The organism is Pseudomonas sp. GW821-FHT05H12 (assembly GCF_059419385.1).
In genome coordinates this window covers 73,736-95,511 of the sequence record NZ_JBWKRS010000016.1, presented here as the reverse complement: position 1 = coordinate 95,511, position 21,776 = coordinate 73,736, and the positions used below count along the sequence as shown (strand labels likewise).

Sequence of the window (21,776 nt, the reverse complement as noted above, 5' to 3'; positions counted from 1 at the left end):
CCCCCCCCCCCCCCCCCCCCCCCCCCCCTCCCCCCCCCCCCCCCCCCCCCCCCCCCCCCCCCCCCCCCCCCCCGGGCTCCTACAGGATTTTTTTAGGGCGCAGCACCAGCCAAAGCGCCCCCGCAATCAACACCCCGCCATACAGATGCGCCATCGACAGCGGCTCATCCAGCAGCAACGCCCCCCACAACACGCCAAACGGCGGAATCATGAAGGTCACCGTCATCGACTTCACCGGCCCGATGGACGACAGCAGCCGGAAGTAAAGAATGTAGGCAAACGCCGTGCACACCAGCCCGAGCCCCAGCAACGACAACCACACTTGCCAACCACCCCAGCTGGCGGGCGGATGGCTGATGGCGCTGTAGGCAAAGAACGGCAGCAGGAACAACGTCGCGCCGAGCATGCTGCCCAACGCTGACAGGCGACTGTCCAGCCCCCCGCGCTGATCCAGCCAGCGTCGTGCCAGGAACCCGGCGAAGCCGTAGCACGTGGTCGCCAGCAGGCAGGCCAGCGCACCCATCAACAATTGCAGGTCAAACGCCACCGGCCCGGCGCGGGTCAGCACGCCCACGCCAAACAGGCCCAGGGTCACGCCGGCGATTTTCGACGGAGTGAGGCGCTCGCTGAAGAACAACCCGCCGATCAACACACCCATCAACGGCGTGGTGGCGTTGAAGATCGCCGAGTAACCCGCTGGCAGCACCTGGGCCGCCACCGAGTACATGGTCGCGGGGATCCCGGAGTTGATCACCCCCAGCAGCAACACCGTCTTGAACTTGCCCTGGAAGTCCCAGTTCACCCGCATCACCGCCAGGATCACCAGCAAACCGGCGGCGGCAATCGACACGCGAAAAAACGCCGTCGGCACGGTGCCGATCTCCGGCGCGATGATGCGCATGAACAGGAAGCTGGCGCCCCAGATAGCAGCCAGCCCCAGCAGGTACAAGGTGTCGACAGGTCTCACGAAATACTCCTACATCCATCAGGCGGCGAGTGTTGCACGACGCCTTGACGGATTACAGGACAAACCGTGTGACCAGCCCATTCAGGTCCACCGCCAGGCGCGACAATTCCTGGCTGGCGGCCGAGGTCTGCGTGGCGCCGGCAGCCGTTTGGGTGGACAGATCGCGGATGTTCACCAGGCTGCGGTCCACTTCGCGGGCGACCAGCGCCTGCTGCTCGGCGGCGCTGGCGATCACCAGGTTGCGCTGACTGATCTGCGAGATGGCGGCGGTGATTTTTTCCAGCGCGCTGCCGGCGCTGTTGGCCCGTTGCAGGGTCTGGCCGGCGTGTTCGGCGCTGCTGTTGAGCGCCTCGACGGTGCCTTGGGTGCCTTGCTGGATACCGGTGATCATCTGCTCGATTTCTTCGGTGGAGTCCTGGGTACGTTGGGCCAGGGAACGCACCTCATCGGCGACCACCGCAAAACCGCGCCCGGCTTCACCGGCGCGGGCGGCTTCGATGGCAGCGTTCAGTGCCAGCAGGTTGGTTTGCCCGGCGATGCCGCGGATCACTTCCAGCACCTTGCTGATGTCCTGGGCTTGCACGGCCAGGCCTTCGGCCTTGGTCGAGGCACCGAGCACTTCGTCCACCAGGTTCTGGATCGAGCTGATGGTTTCGCTGATCTGGTAGTGGCCGTGCTTGCTGTCCTCATCGGAGGCCTTGGACGCCTCGGCGCTGGACACCGCATTGCCTGCCACCTCGTCCACCGCTGCGCTCATCTCGTTCACGGCCGTGGCGGCTTGTTCGATTTCATCGTTCTGCGCCTGCAGGCCGCGGGTGCTCTGTTCCATCACCGAACTCATCTCTTCGGCGGCAGAGGCCAGTTGCTGCGCCGACTCGCTGATGCCACGGATGGTGGTTTGCAGTTGCACCTGCATGGTGGAGAGGGCAGTCAGCAGTTGGGCCGGTTCGTCCTGCCCGTGCACCACGATCGGCTGGCTCAAGTCGCCACCGGCGATGGTGCGGGCCACGGCCAAGGCCTGGCCGATGGGCGCCGTGATGCTGCGGGTCAGCAGCCAGGCCAGCAGCAATGTGGCAATCAGGGCACACAGGATGATCAGGCCGACCACCCACTGGGCGTTGGTGTACATCTGCGCGGCGAGGCCAGCGGCGTCTTCCACGCCTTTCTGGTTGAAGGTAATCATGTCCTCCAGGCTTTTATTGAGGACGGTGCCCTGGGGCGCCAGGCGGCTGGTGAGCAAGTCGATGGCGTCTTGCTGCTGGTCCTTGTCGACCAGGGCGACCATCTGCCCGACGATGGTCACATAGGTGTTCACGTTGGCCTTGAGTTGCGTGAGCATCTCGCGTTCTTCATCGCCGCTGAGCAGGTCTTGGTGGTGATCGAGCAAGGTTTGCAGTTCGCTGCGCTGGCGAGTGATCAGGCTTTTGCTGTTATCCCGCACCCGCGACTCGTCGGTGGTCGCCAAGCGCAAGGCCTCCAGGCGGATGCTGGCGATACAGGCGGCGGCGTCGTGGATGCTCTCGATGCTCGGCATCCACGAATCTTCGATGACCAGTGCACTTTCGCGCAGCTTGGCCATCTGCCCCAAGCCAAACAGGCCGACAATCACCAACATGCTGGCCAAAACCCCAAAACTCAGACTGGCACGCAATCCGATCCTCATGTTCCTCAATGACATCTCAATGCTCCTTGGGCGATTAGAACCTGTTCCCGGATCGGTCTTCAGACCTTGTTAGGGTGGGAGAGGGCGCGCTATATATCAAAGTGCCACTAAGGTGGTAATCAGGGTTTCCCTTACGCTGTATCAAGATGGTTACAAACGGTGAACTTCAGTGACATAGCGGGTTTTACCGTGCAAAAGCGCCAAGCCCCGCCGATTCAGGCGTGCAGGTGAGGGCGGGTAGCGATTCGTGCGACTTTTTGGTGCATTTACTGACCGAGTGGTCGAATTATGAAAATTGAAAATAAATGTACGAAGTGCGCAAAGCTGTACAACCTGCCGCGAAAAATCCTCCTTCTCCTGCTTCTATTCACTGGCTAAGCTCAGGGCTTCCAGATGCCCGCCAGAGGTTTCCCGCATGTCGCAATCCGCCCCCGCCATCGCCCGGATGATCCTCGATGGCTTCGACGACTACCGTGAGCATTTCCGCCAGATCACCGACGGTGCCCGCGAGCGGTTCGAGAAGGCGCAGTGGCAGCTAGGGCAGGCGGCGTCGGCGGCGCGGATCAACCTGTATGAAGAAAAGGTCGGCGAAGTCACGGCGCGCTTGCGAGCCAGCTTCGACGAGGCGGTGTTGTTGGAGGTGGGCGCCTGGCCCCTGGTCAAAAGCGCCTACATCGGCTTGATCGACCTGCGCTTTGACGATGAGCTGTCCGAGACCTGGTACAACTCGATCTTCTGCGGCCTGTTCAGCCACGACCTGATCAGCGACGGCTGCATGTTCATCCACACCACCCGGCCCAGCCTGCGCCGGGCGCGGGCGGCGCAAACCCGCACCTACACGCCAAATGGCAAGATTGCCCAGATGCTGGCGCAGGTGTTTGCCGACTACCGCTTCAGCGAACCCTACGCCGACCTGCCAGCTGATCTGCGTCGCCTTGAAGCCCAGCTACGGGAAAACCTGCCGGACTGGGTGTGCAAAGACCCGGACCTCAACGTCGAGTTGTTCTCCTCGGTGCTCTATCGCAACAAAGGCGCCTACCTGGTGGGTCGCCTCTACACCCGCGACGAACAGTGGCCGCTGGCGATCCCGTTGCTGCACCGCGAGGGGCGCGGCATCCAGATCGATGCGCTGATCACCGACGAAGCCGACGTGTCGATCATCTTCTCCTTCACCCGTTCCTACTTCATGGTCGACGTGCCGGTGCCGGCGGAATTCATCGGCTTTCTCAGGCGCATCCTGCCGGGCAAGCACATCGCCGAGCTGTACACCTCCATCGGCTTCTACAAGCACGGCAAGTCGGAGTTCTATCGCGCGCTGATTAACCACCTGGCCACCACCGATGATCGCTTCATCATGGCCCCGGGCGTGCGTGGCATGGTTATGAGCGTGTTCACGTTGCCGGGCTTCAACACCGTGTTCAAGATCATCAAGGACCGTTTTTCGCCGTCGAAAAACGTCAACCGCGCCACCGTGATCGAGAAGTATCGGCTGGTTAAAAGTGTCGACCGGGTCGGGCGCATGGCTGATACCCAGGAGTTCGCCGATTTTCGTTTTCCCCTGAGCAAGTTCGAGCCCGACTGCCTGGCGGAACTGCTGGAAGTCGCGGCCAGCACCGTCGAAGTGGAGGGCGATACGGTGCTGATCCGCCACTGCTGGACCGAACGGCGCATGACCCCGCTCAACCTCTACCTCGACAACGCCAACCCCGCCCAGGTCCGCGAAGCCCTGGAAGACTACGGCCTGGCCATCAAGCAATTGGCGGCGGCGAATATCTTCCCCGGTGACATGCTGCTGAAAAACTTCGGCGTCACCCGCCACGGTCGCGTGGTGTTCTACGACTACGACGAAATCTGCTTTCTCACCGAAGCCAACTTCCGCCATATCCCCGCGCCGCGCACCCCCGAGGACGAAATGGCCTCCGAACCCTGGTACTCCATAGGCCCGCTCGATGTGTTCCCCGAGGAATTCCCGCCGTTCCTGTTCGCCGACGCCAGCCAGCGCCAGCTGTTCGATGAGCTGCACGGCGAGTTGTACAACGCCGACTACTGGAAGGGCCTGCAGGAAGCGATTCGCGCGGGCAAGGTCATCGATGTGTTCCCGTACCGGCGCAAGGACCCGCTCTAACGCCTGCTCCTTGTGGGAGGGCTTGTGTGGGAGCGGGCTTGCCCGCGATAGCGGTGTATCAGGCGGTAGAGGTGTTGCTGACAGATCGTAATCGCGGGCAAGCCCGCTCCCACATTTGATTGGGTTTATCCTTGATGCCGCTCAGCCGCCTGCCAGACGAGACGCTTTTCTGCCACACTTGCCGGCCGTGCCTATACAGATGACCGTCAAGTAGCTGATGACTGACCAAGCGCCCACTATCGACCAACTGCTCAAAACCCTCGATCACGCCATGCTCGCCGACCGCCACCGCTTGCGGCGGCAATTGCTTGAGCTGCGCAAAAAGCCCGACGAGGACAAGTTGGCGCAATGGGTGGCGCGCATGCAGGCCTCCTGCGCCCAGGTTACGGCGCGGCGTGCCAGCCTGCCGTTGATCCGTTATGACGACAGCCTGCCGATTGCCGCCAAGCGTGATGAAATCAAAGAGGCCTTGAACAAGCACCAGGTGCTGATCATTGCCGGCGAAACCGGCTCGGGCAAAACCACCCAGCTGCCGAAGATCTGCCTGGAAATTGGCCGTGGCCAGTTCGGCCTGATCGGTCACACCCAGCCACGCCGGATCGCGGCGCGCAGCGTGGCCAGCCGGGTCGCCGAAGAACTGGGCACGCCACTGGGCGCGCTGGTCGGCTACCAGGTGCGCTTCGAAGACCAGAGTGATTCCAACACGCTGATCAAGCTGATGACCGACGGCATCCTGCTGGCGGAAACCCAGAACGACCGCTACCTGGAACGCTACGACACGATCATCGTCGACGAAGCCCACGAACGCAGCCTGAACATCGATTTCCTTTTGGGCTACCTGAAGACCCTGCTGCCGCGTCGCCCGGACCTCAAAGTCATCATCACCTCGGCGACCATCGACCTCGAGCGCTTCTCCAAGCATTTTGACGACGCGCCGATTGTCGAGGTGTCGGGCCGTACCTTCCCGGTCGACACCTGGTATCGCCCGCTGACCCTGGAACAGGACGAGGAGGGCAACCGCGTCGAGGACGACCTCACCGTCGACCAGGCGATCCTCGCCACCCTCGATGAGATCGCCGCCTATGAGCGCAGCGAACGGCGCAGCCCCGGTGACGTGTTGGTGTTCCTGCCCGGCGAGCGCGAGATCCGCGACGCCGCCGACATGCTGCGCAAGGCCCAGCTCAAGCACACCGAAATCCTGCCGCTGTACGCACGCCTGTCGCCGGCCGAACAGCAGCGCATTTTCCAATCCCACCCGGGCCGCCGTGTGGTGCTGGCCACCAACGTTGCCGAAACCTCGCTGACCGTACCGGGCATTCGTTATGTGATCGACAGCGGCACCGCACGCATCAGCCGCTACAGCTACCGCGCCAAGGTGCAGCGCCTGCCGATTGAGGCGATTTCCCAGGCCAGTGCCAACCAGCGTAAAGGCCGTTGCGGCCGGGTTGAGCCGGGCATTTGCGTGCGGCTGTACAGCGAAGAAGATTTTATCGGGCGCCCGGAATTCACCGACCCCGAGATCCTGCGCACCAACCTCGCTGCCGTAATCCTGCAGATGCTGCATTTGCGGCTGGGCGAGATCACCGACTTCCCGTTTATCGAGCCACCGGATGGCAAGGCCATCAGCGACGGTTTTAACCTGCTGCAAGAACTCTCGGCGGTGGACCGCAACAGCCAGCTCACGCCATTGGGCCGCCAACTGGCGCGCCTGCCGGTGGACCCGCGCATGGGTCGCATGCTGCTCGAAGCGGCCAAGCTCGGCAGCTTGCAGGAAGTGCTGATCGTGGCCAGCGCCATGTCGATCCAGGACCCGCGCGAGCGCCCACCGGAGCGTCAACAGGCCGCCGACCAGGCCCACGCACAGTGGAAGGACACGGACTCGGACTTCGCCGGGCTGGTCAATTTGTGGCGCGGTTTTGAAGAGCAACGCCAGGAACTGACCGCCAGCCCGCTGCGCAATTGGTGCCGCAAGAACTTCCTCAACTACCTGCGCCTGCGCGAGTGGCGTGACTCCCATCGTCAGTTGAGCTTGATCTGCCGTGACATGCAGCTCACCCTCAACAAGGACCCGGCCGACTACCCGAAACTACACAAGGCCGTGCTCTCCGGCCTGCTCAGCCAGATCGGCCAGAAAACCGAAGACGGTGACTACCTGGGCGCGCGTCAGCGGCGCTTCTGGATTCACCCGTCGTCGGGCATCGGTAAGAAGCGTCCGCAATGGCTGATGACCGCCGAACTGGTGGAAACCACCAAGCTGTATGCGCGCATGGTGGCCAAGATCGATGCCGACTGGATCGAACCGCTGGCCGGGCACCTGATCAAGAAGAACCACTTCGAACCCCATTGGGAGAAGAAGCGCGGCCAGGTCGTGGCGTTTGAACAGATCACCTTGTTCGGGCTGATTGTGGTCGGGCGCCGGCCGGTGCATTACGGGCCGGTCGATCCGGTGGTGTCCCGCGAGTTGTTTATCCGTGAAGGCCTGGTGCGGGGTGAGATTCAGTCCCGCGCCAAGTGCCTGGCGGCCAACCAGCAACTGCTGGAGCAACTGGATGAGCTGGAAGCCAAGGCGCGTCGGCGCGATATCCTGGCCGATGAAGAAACTCTCTACGCGTTCTACGACGCGCGTCTGCCGGCCGAGATCCACCAGACCGCCACGTTCGACAGCTGGTACAAAGTCAACAGCCAGAAGAACCCGCAGCTGTTGATCATGCGCGAAGAAGACGTACTGGCCCGCGAGGCCAGTGAGGTCACCGCCCTGCATTACCCGGACACCCTGCACCTGGGTGACCTGGAACTGGCGTTGAGTTACCACTTCGAACCCAACCACCCCCGCGACGGCGTGACCCTGCGCGTGCCGGCGCCGCTCTTGCCAGCCTTGCCGCCGGAGCGCCTGGAATGGTTGGTGCCGGGGGTGATCGAAGCCAAGTGCATCGCCCTGGTGCGCAACCTGCCCAAGGCCCTACGCAAGAACTTCGTGCCGGTGCCGGACTTCGTCAAGGCCGCGCTGCAACGCATCGAATTCGGCCAGGGCTCGTTGCCCCAGGCGTTGGGCCGCGAGTTGCTGCGCATGACCGGTGCGCGGGTCAGCGATGAAGCCTGGGCCGAAGCGGCGCAGCAGGTGGAGAACCACCTGAAGATGAACCTGGAAGTGGTCGACGGTCAGGGCAAGTTCCTTGGCGAAGGCCGCGACCTGGCCGAACTGACCGCGCGGTTCGCCGAGGCCAGCCAGGCCGCGTTGGCCGTGCCGCAAACCGCAAAGAGCCAGCAACCGGTGGAGGCCAAGGTGTTCGCGGCAGTGGCCGAGAAGACCCAGCAAAAAATCGCTGGCCTGTCGATGACGGTGTACCCGGCATTGGTGGAAGAAAACGGCACGGTCAAGGAAGGGCGTTTCTCCACCGCCGCCGAGGCCGAATTCCAGCACCGTCGTGCGTTGCAGCGTTTGCTGATGCAGCAATTGGCGGAACCGGCGAAATTCCTGCGTGGCAAGTTGCCGGGCCTGACCGAACTGGGCCTGATGTACCGCGAACTGGGGCGCATTGATGCGCTGGTGGAGGACATCCTGCTGGCCAGCCTCGACACCTGCGTGCTCGAGGGCGAAGCCAGCCTGCCACGTGATGGCGCCGGGTTGGCGGCGTTGGCCGAGCGCAAGCGCGGCAGCTGGACCGAACACGCCGAGCGCCTGGCGCGCCTGACCCTGGAGGTGCTGAAACTCTGGCATGGCCTGCAAAAACGCTTCAAGGGCAAGATCGACCTGGCCCAGGCCGTGGCCTTGAACGATATCAAGCAGCAGCTCAGCCACCTGGTCTATCCCGGTTTTGTGCGGGAAACCCCGGCACAATGGTTCAAGGAATTGCCGCGCTTTCTCAAGGCCATCGAACTGCGCCTGGAGAAGCTGCCGAGCCAGGTGCAAAAGGACCGGGTGTGGAGCGGAGAGCTGGCGGGCCTGTGGACCCAGTACGAAAACCGCCTGAAAAAGCATGCCCAGGAAGGTAAGCGCGACCCCCAGCTGGAGCTGTACCGCTGGTGGCTGGAGGAATACCGGGTGTCATTGTTTGCTCAGCAGTTGGGCACCAAAGTGCCGATTTCCGACAAGCGCCTGAGCAAGCAATGGTCTTTGGTCGAAGCCTGATACATCCCCTGTAGGCGCTGGCTTGTGTGGGAGCCGGCTTGCCCGCGATAGCATCACCTCGGTGTGTTGGTCACACCGCGGTGATGCTATCGCGGGCAAGCCAGCTCCCACACAAGCCAGCTCCCACATTTTGAATGCATTCCAAGGCAAACCGGTGTTTGTCCGCAGATAGCGCCAAATATCGAGGTTTGTGGCAAACTTCGCGCCTATAAATGCCGGGATCGTCGTGACAGGCTGGTGCGCAGCCACGGCGCGATGGAATAAAGCGTTGCCAGTTTGATGCCCGCTGGACGGCATCGAACGACTTAAAGTTTGGTACGACGGTACCAATATCTTCTGCCTGACAGATTTAGAGGAACGACCGTGCATAACGTCGTCATCAGCGGCACCGGCCTGTACACCCCGGCCAACAGCATCTCCAACGAAGAGCTGGTGCAGTCTTTCAATGCTTACGTGCAACAGTTCAACAGCGACAACGCCGCCGCCATCGAGCGTGGTGATGTGCAGGCGCTGACCGAATCCAGCGCGGCGTTCATTGAAAAAGCATCGGGTATCAAGAGCCGCTTCGTGATGGACAAGGACGGCATTCTCGACCCGCAGCGCATGGCCCCGCGCCTGCCCGAGCGCAGCAACGACGAGTGGTCGGTGCTCTGCCAGATGGCCGTCGGCGCTGCCGAACAGGCCCTGCAACGTGCCGGCAAGACCGCGGCCGACATCGACGGCGTGATCGTCGCCTGCTCCAACCTGCAGCGTGCCTACCCGGCCATCGCCATTGAAGTCCAGGAAGCCCTGGGCATTGAAGGCTTCGGCTTTGACATGAACGTGGCGTGCTCGTCGGCCACCTTCGGAATCCAGAACGCCGCCAACAGCATCCAACTGGGCCAGGCCCGGGCGATCCTGATGGTCAACCCGGAAGTCTGCACCGGCCACCTGAACTTCCGCGACCGCGACAGCCATTTCATCTTCGGCGACGCGGCCACGGCGGTGATCCTGGAACGCGCCGACCTGGCGACCTCCGAGCACCAGTTCGACGTGGTAAGCACCAAGCTGCTGACCAAGTTCTCCAATAACATCCGCAACAACTTCGGCTTCCTCAACCGCACGGCGGAAGAGGGTATCGGCGCGCCCGACAAGCTGTTCGTGCAGGAAGGCCGCAAAGTCTTCCGCGACGTGTGCCCGATGGTGGCCGAACTGATCGGCGTGCACCTGGCAGAAAACCAGCTGAACGTGGCTGACGTGAAGCGCTTCTGGCTGCACCAGGCCAACCTGAGCATGAACCACCTGATCGTGAAGAAACTGCTGGGCCGCGAAGCCACAGTGGAAGAAGCGCCGGTGATTCTCGATACTTACGCCAATACCAGCTCGGCCGGTTCGGTGATTGCCTTCCACACCTACCAGGACGACCTGCCCAAAGGCTCCGTCGCGGTACTGAGCTCCTTCGGTGCGGGCTATTCGATTGGTAGCGTGATCCTGCGCAAACGCTGATCTGCTGGCCAATGTGGGAGCTGGCTTGCCTGCGATGACGAGGGTGAATTCACCACCGCTATCGCAGGCAAGCCAGCTCCCACAGGTATCGGATTTCCACAGCAGGATTGAGGTAAACGATGGCAGCAGCGGACGACACGCACCTGCTTGAACGGCTGCTCAAGGGTGAGCAACGCGCCTACAAGGAGCTGGTCACCACCTACCAAAGCGCCATGCGTGCAGTGGCCTACGCCATCGTCGGCCAGCGCCATGCTGATGAAGTGGTGCAGGACGCCTGGCTGTCGGTGGTGCGCAACCTGGCCAAGTTCGAAGGGCGCTCCAGCCTCAAGACTTGGCTGCTGACCATCACCGCCAACTCCGCCAAGGGCCGCTACAAACAGAACCGCCGCGAAGTGCTGCTCGACGACTTGCCGTCGCCCCACGGCACCATCGGCGATGACCGCTTCGTGCCGGACGATGGCCATTGGGCTGTCGCCCCGTATGCCTGGCACCAGGACACGCCCGAAGCCTTGTTGACCGAGGATGAACTGCGCAAATGCCTGGAACATACGATCCTGAGTTTGTCCGAGTTGCAAAGCAGCGTGCTGGTGTTGCGTGAACGCCAGGGCCTGGAATTGGAAGAGATCTGTAATCTTCTGACGCTCTCGCTCTCCAATGTCCGTGTGCTGTTGCATCGAGCACGGCTTAAAGTCTTCGCCACGGTGGAGCATTTTGAGGAAACGGGCGAATGTTGACCTGTAAAGAACAAGTGGCGCGGTCCAGTGATTATCTCGACGGGCAATTGACCTTTCGCGAGCGTCTGCTGGTGCGTCATCACTTGATGTTCTGCCCCAACTGCCGGCGTTTTATCCGCCAGATGCGCCTGATGCAGGCGACGCTGAAGATCATGCCGGAGGAACCGGTCAAGGATGTGGATGCGCTGGCTGAACGCCTGGCGGCCGAACGACTGAAGGGTCAGTAAAGGCGGGGGGTAAAGGCAGACTCGCGTGACGGAGTCGAACGGATGATGGGGACCGACCCAACCACGCGAGGCTGTTAAAGGCACCTCGGGCCGTCCTGGCCCAAGGCGTATTACGTGCTAAATCAGAACTTGGCTTCAGCATCCAACTGCAGGGTGTTGGTGTTGGCGTCGCGCTGAGTACGGCTGGAGAAGTCAGCCTTGGTCAGGAAGTACGTGGCGCCCAGGGCGAAGTTCTTGTCGATGTCGTAGCTGACCTTGAACTTGTGGCCACGGGAACCGGTGGTGCCGTTGGCGAAGTCCGAGTCGGTGAAGGCACCCACGACCGCGTTACGCTGAATGTCGCGGTAGTTGTAGTCCAGGTTGAAACCGAACACCTTGGACTTGGCACCCAGCAACCAGGCAGTGTCCTGGTCGGTCACGGCGTCGTTGTTCTTCACGTACTGGCCGTAGAAAGCCAGCGGCACTGCCAGGCCACCGATGTCAGCCTGGGCAAACCCTTCGTACAGACGGAATTCGTTGTCCGCCGAGTTGCCGTTGACGGCCAGTGCGCACGGCGTCGTGGTGGTGGTGCAGCGGCTGTCCTTGTCGTTCTGGTAGGCGTAGACGCTGCCGCCCAGGGTCAGTTTCAGGTTGTCGGTGACCGAGAAACGGGTCCCCAACTGGCCGGACGTCAGGCGCAGGTCGTGACGGAATTGCACGCCGTCGCCGTCGACGTTGTCCTTGAGGTTGTAGTTACCGATGCTGCCGAACAGCTCGGCGCTGCTACCCAGAGGGTATTTGTAGGTCAGTGCCAGACCTTCAGGGTTGATGTCGCTATCCCAGATCACGTCGCCCATGTTGACCCACGGTTGCAGCATCTTGCCGCCAATCACGTGCAGGTTCTTGATCTGGTCAGGGTGGTAGTCGATGTAGCCGAGGTCCAGCCAGATCGACTTCTTGTCGAAGTAGTTGTCCTGGTCCTGGTTGGTGGAGCGAGCGTCGTCGCTGCTGCCGGTGGCGATACGGATGCCGGTATCAACCTGAGAGTTGATTTCGGTGTACGCGCCCAGGCGGGCACGGATGCGCTGACGGTCCTTGTCGCGGCCACCGTTGTTGGATTCGCCCTGGATCTTCACGGTTTCCTGACGGAAACGCACGTCACCCTTGAACTGAGTCTTGGCAGCCCAAGCCAACTTCTGGTCGAAGCTGCTCAGCTCGTTGGTTTTTTTCGCGGTGGCCGCGATCTGTTCGTTGGTCTCTTGTTGAGCTTGCTGTGCGATCTGCTTTTCTTTCTGGTCTTTGGCCAATTCCGCTTGCAGCTCGGTGTACTGCGAAGCGGTGATCTGGCCGTTGGCCTTGAGCATGTCGAGCAATTTAGCGTCGACTGCGGCGTTGGCCGGAATGCTCAGGGCCAGTAGCAGGCCGCCACACAGGAGCGCCGCAGTTTTAGTGGAAGCAAGACGCATATCAATCTCCGAAAGTGAGGAGGGATGGCAAACCATCCAGGACACAACCGACCGATTTCGGACGGACAAGTAGCCGCTCGGTATAACCGGGCGCTCTAAAAACAGGCGTCAGTATCACGATCGTTTATGACGGAGCAGTGGCTAAGTGATGTCATGTAGATGACAAATAATTTAAGAAGGAACTAACTGGCACGGGTTTTGTCGCGCCATTTGAAGGTGTGCGAACCCCGGCGATAAGCGATACTCGCCAGGCTTTCACGCCCCGACGTAGTGAGGATGCCGATGCCGTTGCAACGCCTGGACAGCCTGTCCGAAATCGCCCCGCAGGCCTGGGATGCCCTGGTGCCGCAGGCCCAGCCGTTTGTGCGGCATGCGTTCCTGAGCGCGCTGGAAGACAGCGCCAGCCTGGGCCCGCAATCGGGCTGGCAGCCGGAGCATTTGCTGCATTGGGAGGGCGAACGCCTGGTGGCGGCGTTGCCCAGTTACCGCAAGTGGCATTCCTACGGCGAGTACGTGTTCGACCATGGCTGGGCGGACGCCTGTGAGCGCGCCGGTATCGACTACTACCCCAAGCTGCTCACGGCGGTGCCGTTCAGCCCGGTCAGCGGGCCGCGTCTGCTGGCGGCGAATGCTCAGGACGGTTTCGAGTTGCTCAAGGCGTTGCCGGGCTACCTGGAAATCGAAGGGCTTTCCAGCGCTCATATCAACTTCACCGATCCATTGGCCGACGAAGCGCTGGCACAACAGCCGGGCTGGTTGCAGCGCCTGGGTTGTCAGTTTCACTGGCAGAACCGTGGCTATCGCGACTTCCAGGACTTTCTCGACGCCTTGAGTTCACGCAAGCGCAAACAGATGCGAAAAGAGCGCGAGCAGGTGGCGGGGCAGGGCATTGAGTTCGAATGGCTGCAAGGCCATGAACTGAGTGAGGCGCAGTGGGATTTTGTCTACGCCTGCTACGCCAATACCTACGCGGTACGTCGCCAGTCTCCCTACCTGACCCGCGCGTTTTTCAGCCTGCTGGCCGAGCGCATGCCCGAAGCGATCCGCGTGGTGCTGGCCAAACAAGGCTCACGCCCGGTGGCGATGGCGTTCAGCCTGATCGGTGGTGACAGCTTCTACGGCCGCTATTGGGGTTGCCTGGCCGAGTTTGACCGCCTGCATTTCGAAACCTGTTTCTATCAGGGCATGGACTACGCCATCGCCGAAGGCTTGCAGCGCTTCGACGCCGGCGCCCAGGGCGAGCACAAGTTGATTCGCGGGTTCGAACCGGTGATCACCCGCTCGTGGCACTACCTGCGCCATCCCGGGTTGAAGAATGCCGTGGAGGATTTTCTCGAGCGTGAACGCGTGGGCATTCATGCGTATGCCGAAGAGGCGCGGGCAGCGCTGCCCTACCGCCAGGCATAAGGCGAATGTAGTGAGCGGGCTTGCCCCGCGCTGCGGTGTGTCAGGTGGACCGCGGCGCGGGGCAAGCCCGCTCACTACAGAGCCCGTGTGTTCAGGCCGGCTCCTCCTTGCCGAGCCATCGATAGGTCACGCCGCCAATCACCGCGCCCAGGATCGGCGCGAGCCAGAACATCCACAACTGCTGGATCGCCCACCCGCCGACGATCAGCGCCGGGCCCGTACTGCGGGCCGGGTTGACCGAGGTGTTGGTCACGGGAATGGAGATCAGGTGGATCAACGTGAGGGCCAGGCCGATGGCGATGGGCGCTAGGCCCGGTGGGGCACGACGGTCGGTGGCGCCGAGGATGATCAGTACGAACATCGCCGTCATCACCAGCTCACAGACAAACCCCGCTGCCAGGGAATAACCTCCCGGCGAATGCTCGCCGTAGCCGTTGGACGCCAGGCCGCTCGCCAGTTCGAAGCCTGGTTTGCCGCTGGCGATGAAGTACAGCAGCGCAGCAGCGACGGTGCCGCCGATGACCTGCGCGATGATGTACGCCGGTAACTCCCTGGCCGGAAACCTTCCGCCCACGACCAGCCCCACCGAGACCGCCGGGTTGAGGTGACAACCGCTGATATGGCCGATGGCAAACGCCATGGTCAGCACCGTGAGCCCGAACGCCAGGGCCACACCCAGCAACCCGATCCCGACTGCGGGGAATGCTGCGGCCAACACCGCGCTCCCGCAACCGCCCAACACCAGCCAAAACGTACCTAACCCCTCCGTCACTGAACGTTTGAACAAAGACATGAAGCCCGTCCTTGATAGATCGCTCTACCGAATCAGTAAATCAGTGATGCTCCCTGCAGATTTACTACAGCGCCCGTCTGGGCACTGCTGTGAGTACAGCACGGTTGCGCCACAATTCCAGGCCATAAAAAAGCGCCAGGCCCCTTTAAAATCGGGATCTGGCGCTATTCAAACTGTAGGAGCCGGCTTGCCGGCGATGGCGGCCTGGAACAATGCGGTGATCTTCCGGGCCTCATCGCCGGCAAGCCGGCTCCCACAGTGGGGGCGGTGTTGGGTCAGTCGATACCGACGAACCCCCCGGTCTGGTGATGCCACAACCGCGCATACAGCCCGCCATGGGCCAGCAGCTCGGCATGGCTGCCACTCTCGGCGATCTGGCCTTTCTCCAGCACCACCAGGCGGTCCATGCGCGCAATGGTCGACAACCGGTGCGCAATCGCAATCACCGTCTTGCCTTGCATCAGGGTTTCCAGGCTCTCCTGGATCGCCGCTTCCACTTCCGAGTCCAGGGCCGAGGTGGCTTCGTCCATGATCAGGATCGGCGCGTCCTTGAGCAGCACGCGGGCGATGGCGATGCGTTGGCGTTGGCCACCGGAGAGTTTCACCCCGCGCTCTCCCACATGCGCGTCCAGCCCGGTGCGGCCTTCGGCGTCCGACAGCAAGGGGATGAACTCATCGGCCCGCGCCTTGTGCACGGCAGCCCAAAGCTCTTCGTCGGTGGCGTCCGGCTTGCCGTACAACAGGTTGTCGCGGATTGAACGGTGCAGCAGCGAGGTGTCCTGGGTGATCATGCCGATCTGTTCGCGCAACGACTCCTGGGCGACTTCGACAATGTTCTGGCCGTCGATCAGGATACGCCCGCCTTGCAGGTCGTAAAGGCGCAGCAGCAGGTTGACCAGGGTTGATTTACCGGCGCCTGACGGGCCGATCAAGCCGATCTTTTCGCCGGCCTTGATCTCAAGGTTCAGGCCGCCAATGATCCCGCTCTTCTTGCCGTAGTGGAAATCCACCTGCTCAAAACGCACTTCGCCGTGGGGCACACTCAGGCGCGGGGCGTTCTCGCGGTCGATCACGGCCAACGGCTGGGCGATGGTTTTCAGGCCGTCCTGCACCTGGCCGATGTTTTCGAAAATGCCGTTGACCACCCACATGATCCAGCCGGACATGTTGACGATACGAATCACCAAGCCGGTGGCCAGGGCGATCGCGCCCACGGAGATCAGCGACTGCGTCCACAACCACAGGGCCAAGCCGGTGGTGGTCACGATCAGCAGGCCGTTCATGCTGGTGATCACGATGTCCATGCTGGTCACCACGCGGCTGGCCAGTTGGGTTTTCTCGGTCTGCTCGACGATCGCTTCCTTGGCGTACTCCTGCTCGTAGCTCGTGTGGGCGAACAGCTTCAGGGTGGTGATGTTGGTGTAGCCGTCGACGATGCGGCCCATCAGCTTGGAGCGCGCCTCGGAGGAAATCACCGAGCGCTCCTTCACGCGGGGCACGAAGTAACGCAGCGCCAGGCTGTAGCAGATGATCCAGGTCACCAGCGGGATCATCAGGCGCCAGTCGGCTTCGGCAAACAGCACCAAGGCGCTGATGGCGTAAATTGCCACGTGCCAGATCGCGTCCACGGCCGCCACGGCGGAGTCGCGCAGGGAGTTGCCGGTTTGCATGATGCGCTGGGCGATACGCCCGGCGAAGTCATTCTGGAAGAAGTTAAGGCTCTGTTTGAGCACGTAGCTGTGGTTTTGCCAACGGATCAGGCTGGTCATGCCCGGACTGATGGTCTGGTGCACCAGCAGATCGTGCAGGGCGCCAAAGATCGGGCGCAACAACAACGCAACCACGGCCATCCAGATCAGCTCGCCGCTGTGGATCTGGAAGAAGTCTGCGGGCGGCGTGCCCTGGGCCAGATCGATGATGCGGCTCAGGTAGCTGAACAGCGCCACTTCGATCAGCGCGCCGATCAGGCCTACCACCAGCAAGGCGGCAAAATGCGGCCACACCTGGCGCAGGTAGTAGAGGTAGAAGGGCAGGACTTTATCGGGAGGGGCCGCGCTGGGAGCGTCGCGGAAGATATCGATCAGTTGTTCAAAACGACGATAGAGCATTAGGGTTGACGCCCGCCTGGCGGGCTCTCCTGTTCAAATGCGCGCGGCGCCTTGTGGGCACCGCGCGAAGCTACCTGCAGACCTCAGTCGATGCGCTTGGCCGACTTGATCACGACAGGATCGATTGGCACGTTCTGCATGCCCTGCTTGGTGGTGGTCTGGGAGTTGACGATGATGTCGACCACATCCATGCCTTTGACGACCTTGGCGAACACGGCATAGCCGGCGTCGCGGCCCGGGTCGAGGAAGGCATTGTCAGCCACGTTGATGAAGAACTGGCTGGTGGCGGAGTTCGGGTCATTGGTGCGCGCCATGGACAGGGTGCCACGCACGTTATGCAGGCCGTTGCTGGCCTCGTTCTTGATCGGCGCATCGGTCGGCTTTTGCGACATCTGCGCGGTGAAACCGCCGCCCTGGACCATGAAGCCCGGGATCACACGGTGGAAAATCGTGTTGGTGTAGAAGCCCTTGTCGACGTAGGCCAGGAAGTTCTTGGTGCTGATCGGCGCCTTGACCGGGTCCAGTTCGATTTCGATGTCACCGTTGGTGGTGCTGATCAGCACGTGCTGAGCCTTGGCAGGCTCGGCCGCCATCAGGTTGGCAGCGAACAGAACGGAACCGGCAAAGAAGGCGATTTTTTTCAACATGGGTCAGTGATCCTGGGTAGTGGTTTCGACTGTCTTTAGAAAATCGAGCAGGGTAGCGTTAAAGACTTCGGGTTGATCCAAGGGCGTGGCATGGCGGGAATCCTCGATGACCACCAGCCGCGCATCGGGCAGCAGTTTTACATAGTTTTCTTTCTGCGCCACGGGGGTGTAGTCGTGGTCGGCGCTGATGACCAGCGTAGGACAGGCAATTCGGGAAAGTTGTTCCTGCACGCCCCAGCCCACAATCGCATCGAAGCTGGCGAGATAAGCACGTTTGTCGTTTTTTGCCCAGCGTTCGGCCATCTTGCGGCGCAGGTCGGCCTGCTCGGGTTTGGGAAATAGCCGATCGCCCAGAGCCTTGCCAATGGTGGCCAGGCTGAGCAGCCGTGCCAGGCTCCAACGCTTGGCCCATTGCCAATAATCATCGGCGCTGCGCACCTTGACCTCGGGGGCGCTGTTGACGATGCACAGGCTCTTGACCTGGCTCGGTTCGTCCACCGCCAATTGGAAGGCGATCATGCCGCCCATGGACAAGCCCACCACATGGGCGGGCGGCAGGTTCAGGTGTTCGATCAGCGCGAGCAGGTCAAAGGTAAAACCCTGGATGCTGTAGCGTTCGCGGGGTTTGTCGGAGCGCCCATGGCCACGCACGTCCACCACGATCAGGCGGTAGTGCTTGGCCAGTACGGGGATCTGCAGTTCCCAGTCCTGGCTGCTGGAGCCCAGGCCGTGGATCAGGATCAGCGGTGTGCCGTGGCCGTATTCCTCGTAGTGCAGGCTGCAGCCTTCATGGTCGAACCAGGCCATGGGTGAACTCCGTTTCAGGCTTGTTGTGGCGCGGCGAAAGGTGCATCCAGGGGCGCGGTGTCAAAGGTGCGCAGCAGATCGATCAGGATCTGCGTGGCCGGGCCCAGGGGTTTGTCCTTGTTCGAATACAGGTAGAAGGTCGGGTTGCGGCTGCCGCCCTTTTCCAAGGGTAGCTGCTTGAGCAGGCCCTCGCTGAGTTCGCGCTCGATCATGTGCCGGGGCAACCAGGCAAAGCCCAGGCCGCTGCTGACGAACGTGGCGGCGGTGGGCAGGCTGCCGACGGTCCAGCGTTGCTCGGCGCCGAGCCAGCCTACATCGCGCGGCTGCTGGCGGCCGGAGTCACGGATCACCACCTGCATCTGGCTTTCCAGGTCCTGGAAGCTCAGCTCGCGGTTCAGGCGGTGCAACGAATGGTCGGGATGGGCCACGGCGATAAATTCCACATCGCTCATTTCCGTGCCCAGGTAACCCGGGATGATGAACCCGCTAATGGCCAGGTCGGCCATGCCATCGAGCAACAGCTCCTCGACACCCGACAGCACCTCTTCACGCAGGCGCACACGGCAGCCCCGGCTTTGCGGCATGAAGGCGGTGAGCGCGCGCACCAGGCGTGCGTTGGGATAGGCGGCGTCCACCACCAGGCGTACTTCGGCTTCCCAGCCTTGTTCCATATGATGGGCAAGGTCTTCCAGCTGGCTGGCGTTCTTCACCAGTTGTCGGGAGCGGCGCAACAGCACTTCACCGGCATCGGTCAGCACGGCCTTGCGTCCATCGATGCGCAACAGCGGCACGCCGAGCTGGTCCTGCATGCGGGCCACGGTGTAGCTCACCGAGGACTGCGAACGGTGCAGCGCTTCAGCCGCCTGGGCGAAGCCACCGTGGTCGACCACGGCTTGCAGCGTGCGCCATTGATCAAGGGTAACGCGGGGCGCTTTCAAGATGAGCTCCTCTTGTCCTAAGCTGGCGGTCCTTATTGGAGACTGCCGAATGAGAAAATTCTGTTGTGTGTTGCTGGCGATGCTGCCGCTGAGCGCCTTTGCCTACCCCATCGACGTGACGAAAAAGATCGACGGCGTGAAAGTGGACTACACCGCTTCCGACGTGGACGGCGACATCAGCTCGATCCAGCTCAATAACTACGGCACCAACGATGCGGTGTGCTCGGTAACCTTCACCAATGGCCCGGAGTCGCCACGTAACCGCAAGGTCACGGTGCCCGCCGGTAAAAGCACCAACACCACGGTCAAGTTCAGCCGCGCCATTATCAAGATGCGGATCGCCCTGGCCTGCGCACCGAAATAAAGCAATGGCGGAGCATGCCTACAGCAATACTCCGCTTATAAACAAATTTATAGATGGGTTATAGCAGTTTTTTGCGCTTTTTTATCGAATAGGCCCTGGTTAATCTTTTCTCCATCGACTTACAGCAATTACAGATGGAGCCTACGTAGCCATGTCCAACGTTCTGATCATCGAAAGCAGCGCCCGCCAGCAGGATTCGATCTCCCGCCAACTGACCCAGCAGTTCATCAGCCAATGGCAGGTCGCCCACCCGGCGGATCAGATCACCGTGCGTGACGTGGCCCTCAACCCGGTTCCACACCTGGACGCCAACCTGCTCGGCGGCTGGATGAAACCGACTGAACAGCGCAGCGCTGTGGAACAGGCTTCCCTGGACCGCTCCAACGAATTGACCGACGAGCTGCTGGCTGCCGACGTGCTGGTGATGGCGGCGCCGATGTACAACTTCGCCATTCCCAGCACCCTCAAGGCCTGGCTGGACCACGTTTTGCGCGCCGGCGTCACCTTCAAATACACCGCCACCGGCCCTCAGGGTTTGCTCACTGGCAAGCGTGCCATCGTGCTGACGGCTCGCGGCGGCATCCACACCGGCGCCAGCTCCGATCACCAGGAACCGTACCTGCGCCAGGTCATGGCCTTTATCGGTATTCACGACGTCACCTTCATTCACGCCGAAGGGGTGAACCTGAGCGGCGACTTCCAGGAGAAGGGCATCAACCACGCCAAGGTACTGTTGGCGCAGGTCGCGTGATCCTTTAATCGTCAGATAATCGCGCGGTGTTTATCTAAGCCCACGCAAACCCTTCAAGTACGAACCTCCCTTTGCACTTGTTGCTCCTGAGTGCTCCTGCCCGACTGACGCTATAGCGAGGTCGGGTTTTTTTTGCCCCGAGTTTCGTGCAACGCCGAAAACCTTTAATGTCCCGCCCATTCGAAACGAGGCGCGCATGGGCTATCTACTGGTTGTCACCCTGATTCAGGCATTTTCCTTCAGCTTGATTGGCGAATACCTCGCCGGTCACGTCGACAGTTACTTCGCGGTGCTGGTGCGCGTGGTGCTGGCCGGCCTGGTATTTATCCCCCTGACCCGCTGGCGTTCGGTGGAACCGGCCTTCATGCGCGGCATGCTGATGATCGGTGCGCTGCAATTTGGCGTGACCTACGTGTGCCTGTACCTGAGCTTTCGCGTGTTGACGGTGCCGGAGGTGTTGCTGTTCACCATCCTCACGCCGTTGCACGTGACGCTGATCGAAGACGCCCTCAACCGGCGCTTCAACCCCTGGGCGCTGGTGGCGGCACTGGTGGCCGTCACGGGGGCGGCAGTGATTCGCTTCGACCAGATCACCCCGAACTTCCTCGGCGGCTTCCTGCTGCTGCAACTGGCCAACTTCACCTATGCCGCAGGCCAGGTGATGTACAAGCACCTGGTGGCGCGTTACCCGAGCGACCTGCCGCATTATCGGCGCTTCGGCTATTTCTACCTGGGCGCCTTGATCGTGGTGCTGCCGGCATTCCTGATGTTCGGCAAAGCCAACTTCCTGCCCGAAGCCCCGTTGCAATGGGGCGTGCTGGTGTTCCTCGGCTTGGTCAGCACTGCGCTGGGCATGTACTGGTGGAACAAAGGCGCGTGCCTGGTGCAAGGCGGCACCCTGGCGGTGATGAACAACCTGCATGTGCCGGTGGGGTTGCTGCTGAACCTGCTGATCTGGAACCAGCATGAGCCGTTGGGGATATTGGCATTGGGCGGGTTGGTGATTGTGGGGGCGGTGTGGATCAGTCGGTTGGGTGCACGCAAGCAGCCAGCGCCACACTGACCCCCTGTGGGAGCGGGCTTGCTCGCGAATGCGGTATGTCAGAGAAGGATGTGCTGACTGATACACCGCCTTCGCGGGCAAGTCGAACCGTCGCACCGCCGCTCCCACACAAGCCCGCGCCGA

At 61.8% G+C, this 21,776-nt stretch carries 17 protein-coding genes; 9 read left to right on the top strand and 8 right to left on the bottom strand.

Translation table 11 applies throughout. From position 1 onward, the window contains the following. Positions 1-79: 79 nt before the first annotated feature. Both AC07SU_RS16125 and AC07SU_RS16120 read right to left on the bottom strand, forming a co-directional pair. Positions 80-967 (bottom strand): DMT family transporter, encoded by an 888-nt coding sequence (locus tag AC07SU_RS16125; protein ID WP_494997587.1) that lies wholly within the window; start codon positions 965-967, stop codon positions 80-82. Between the two features lie 52 nt (positions 968-1,019). Continuing rightward, positions 1,020-2,582, bottom strand: a complete 1,563-nt coding sequence (locus AC07SU_RS16120; protein ID WP_494997613.1) for a methyl-accepting chemotaxis protein — start codon at positions 2,580-2,582, stop codon at positions 1,020-1,022. A 463-nt stretch (positions 2,583-3,045) separates the two neighbouring features. Here AC07SU_RS16120 and aceK point away from each other — a divergent pair, with 463 nt between their 5' ends. The 5 genes from aceK (at position 3,046) to AC07SU_RS16095 (ending at position 11,330) form a co-directional block, all read left to right on the top strand. After that, on the top strand, positions 3,046-4,755 hold the full coding sequence (gene aceK, locus AC07SU_RS16115) for a bifunctional isocitrate dehydrogenase kinase/phosphatase (RefSeq protein WP_494997586.1): 1,710 nt from the start codon (positions 3,046-3,048) through the stop codon (positions 4,753-4,755). 217 nt (positions 4,756-4,972) lie between these two features. Next, the gene (gene hrpA, locus AC07SU_RS16110; protein ID WP_494997585.1) at positions 4,973-8,884 is read left to right on the top strand and encodes an ATP-dependent RNA helicase HrpA; all 3,912 of its coding nucleotides are present in this window, start codon (positions 4,973-4,975) and stop codon (positions 8,882-8,884) included. A 363-nt stretch (positions 8,885-9,247) separates the two neighbouring features. Beyond that, positions 9,248-10,369 carry a beta-ketoacyl-ACP synthase III gene (locus AC07SU_RS16105; protein ID WP_494997584.1) on the top strand — a complete coding sequence of 374 codons (1,122 nt, stop codon included), beginning with the start codon at positions 9,248-9,250 and terminating at the stop codon, positions 10,367-10,369. Between the two features lie 119 nt (positions 10,370-10,488). Beyond that, positions 10,489-11,103 (top strand): RNA polymerase sigma factor, encoded by a 615-nt coding sequence (locus tag AC07SU_RS16100; RefSeq protein WP_176996277.1) that lies wholly within the window; start codon positions 10,489-10,491, stop codon positions 11,101-11,103. Continuing rightward, complete coding sequence (locus AC07SU_RS16095) at positions 11,097-11,330, top strand: anti-sigma factor family protein (RefSeq protein WP_494997583.1); 234 nt, start codon at positions 11,097-11,099, stop codon at positions 11,328-11,330. Before AC07SU_RS16100 ends, AC07SU_RS16095 begins: the two co-directional genes overlap by 7 nt. 122 nt (positions 11,331-11,452) lie before the next feature. Here AC07SU_RS16095 and AC07SU_RS16090 read toward each other — a convergent pair whose 3' ends face one another. Continuing rightward, entirely contained in the window at positions 11,453-12,775 is a 1,323-nt protein-coding gene (locus AC07SU_RS16090; protein ID WP_178925561.1) for a putative porin, read from the bottom strand. A 282-nt stretch (positions 12,776-13,057) separates the two neighbouring features. Between AC07SU_RS16090 and AC07SU_RS16085 the strand changes: the two genes are divergently transcribed. After that, positions 13,058-14,182 (top strand): GNAT family N-acetyltransferase, encoded by a 1,125-nt coding sequence (locus AC07SU_RS16085; protein ID WP_494997582.1) that lies wholly within the window; start codon positions 13,058-13,060, stop codon positions 14,180-14,182. A 91-nt stretch (positions 14,183-14,273) separates the two neighbouring features. On the opposite strand, the gene aqpZ is transcribed toward AC07SU_RS16085, so the two are convergent. The 5 genes from aqpZ to AC07SU_RS16060 all read right to left on the bottom strand — a co-directional run bounded on the left by aqpZ (position 14,274) and on the right by AC07SU_RS16060 (position 19,475). After that, complete coding sequence (aqpZ, locus tag AC07SU_RS16080; protein ID WP_176996271.1) at positions 14,274-14,975, bottom strand: aquaporin Z; 702 nt, start codon at positions 14,973-14,975, stop codon at positions 14,274-14,276. 275 nt (positions 14,976-15,250) lie between these two features. Further along, positions 15,251-17,083, bottom strand: a complete 1,833-nt coding sequence (locus AC07SU_RS16075; protein WP_176996270.1) for an ABC transporter ATP-binding protein — start codon at positions 17,081-17,083, stop codon at positions 15,251-15,253. Between the two features lie 83 nt (positions 17,084-17,166). Continuing rightward, positions 17,167-17,730: a peptidylprolyl isomerase gene (locus tag AC07SU_RS16070; protein ID WP_176996269.1), complete on the bottom strand. Its 564-nt coding sequence runs from the start codon at positions 17,728-17,730 to the stop codon at positions 17,167-17,169. 3 nt (positions 17,731-17,733) lie between these two features. After that, on the bottom strand, positions 17,734-18,537 hold the full coding sequence (locus AC07SU_RS16065) for an alpha/beta fold hydrolase (RefSeq protein ID WP_494997581.1): 804 nt from the start codon (positions 18,535-18,537) through the stop codon (positions 17,734-17,736). A 14-nt stretch (positions 18,538-18,551) separates the two neighbouring features. Further along, positions 18,552-19,475, bottom strand: a complete 924-nt coding sequence (locus AC07SU_RS16060) for a PA3225 family LysR-type transcriptional regulator (protein WP_178925278.1) — start codon at positions 19,473-19,475, stop codon at positions 18,552-18,554. 49 nt (positions 19,476-19,524) lie between these two features. Here AC07SU_RS16060 and AC07SU_RS16055 point away from each other — a divergent pair, with 49 nt between their 5' ends. From AC07SU_RS16055 to AC07SU_RS16045, 3 genes are all read left to right on the top strand, one after another. After that, positions 19,525-19,839 (top strand): 3-phosphoglycerate kinase, encoded by a 315-nt coding sequence (locus AC07SU_RS16055; RefSeq protein ID WP_176996266.1) that lies wholly within the window; start codon positions 19,525-19,527, stop codon positions 19,837-19,839. Between the two features lie 151 nt (positions 19,840-19,990). Next, positions 19,991-20,590 (top strand): FMN-dependent NADH-azoreductase, encoded by a 600-nt coding sequence (locus AC07SU_RS16050; protein ID WP_494997580.1) that lies wholly within the window; start codon positions 19,991-19,993, stop codon positions 20,588-20,590. 196 nt (positions 20,591-20,786) lie between these two features. Beyond that, positions 20,787-21,653 (top strand): carboxylate/amino acid/amine transporter, encoded by an 867-nt coding sequence (locus AC07SU_RS16045; protein WP_494997579.1) that lies wholly within the window; start codon positions 20,787-20,789, stop codon positions 21,651-21,653. Positions 21,654-21,776 lie beyond the last annotated feature (123 nt).

Coding starts and splice junctions, on each gene's coding strand:
- AC07SU_RS16120 (WP_494997613.1), bottom strand. CDS start 2,582: ATGTTGGTGATTGTCGGCCTGTTTGGCTTGGGGCAGATGGCCAAGCTG.
- aceK (WP_494997586.1), top strand. CDS start 3,046: ATGTCGCAATCCGCCCCCGCCATCGCCCGGATGATCCTCGATGGCTTC.
- hrpA (WP_494997585.1), top strand. CDS start 4,973: ATGACTGACCAAGCGCCCACTATCGACCAACTGCTCAAAACCCTCGAT.
- AC07SU_RS16100 (WP_176996277.1), top strand. CDS start 10,489: ATGGCAGCAGCGGACGACACGCACCTGCTTGAACGGCTGCTCAAGGGT.
- AC07SU_RS16095 (WP_494997583.1), top strand. CDS start 11,097: ATGTTGACCTGTAAAGAACAAGTGGCGCGGTCCAGTGATTATCTCGAC.
- AC07SU_RS16090 (WP_178925561.1), bottom strand. CDS start 12,775: ATGCGTCTTGCTTCCACTAAAACTGCGGCGCTCCTGTGTGGCGGCCTG.
- AC07SU_RS16085 (WP_494997582.1), top strand. CDS start 13,058: ATGCCGTTGCAACGCCTGGACAGCCTGTCCGAAATCGCCCCGCAGGCC.
- aqpZ (WP_176996271.1), bottom strand. CDS start 14,975: ATGTCTTTGTTCAAACGTTCAGTGACGGAGGGGTTAGGTACGTTTTGG.
- AC07SU_RS16075 (WP_176996270.1), bottom strand. CDS start 17,083: ATGCTCTATCGTCGTTTTGAACAACTGATCGATATCTTCCGCGACGCT.
- AC07SU_RS16070 (WP_176996269.1), bottom strand. CDS start 17,730: ATGTTGAAAAAAATCGCCTTCTTTGCCGGTTCCGTTCTGTTCGCTGCC.
- AC07SU_RS16065 (WP_494997581.1), bottom strand. CDS start 18,537: ATGGCCTGGTTCGACCATGAAGGCTGCAGCCTGCACTACGAGGAATAC.
- AC07SU_RS16055 (WP_176996266.1), top strand. CDS start 19,525: ATGAGAAAATTCTGTTGTGTGTTGCTGGCGATGCTGCCGCTGAGCGCC.
- AC07SU_RS16050 (WP_494997580.1), top strand. CDS start 19,991: ATGTCCAACGTTCTGATCATCGAAAGCAGCGCCCGCCAGCAGGATTCG.
- AC07SU_RS16045 (WP_494997579.1), top strand. CDS start 20,787: ATGGGCTATCTACTGGTTGTCACCCTGATTCAGGCATTTTCCTTCAGC.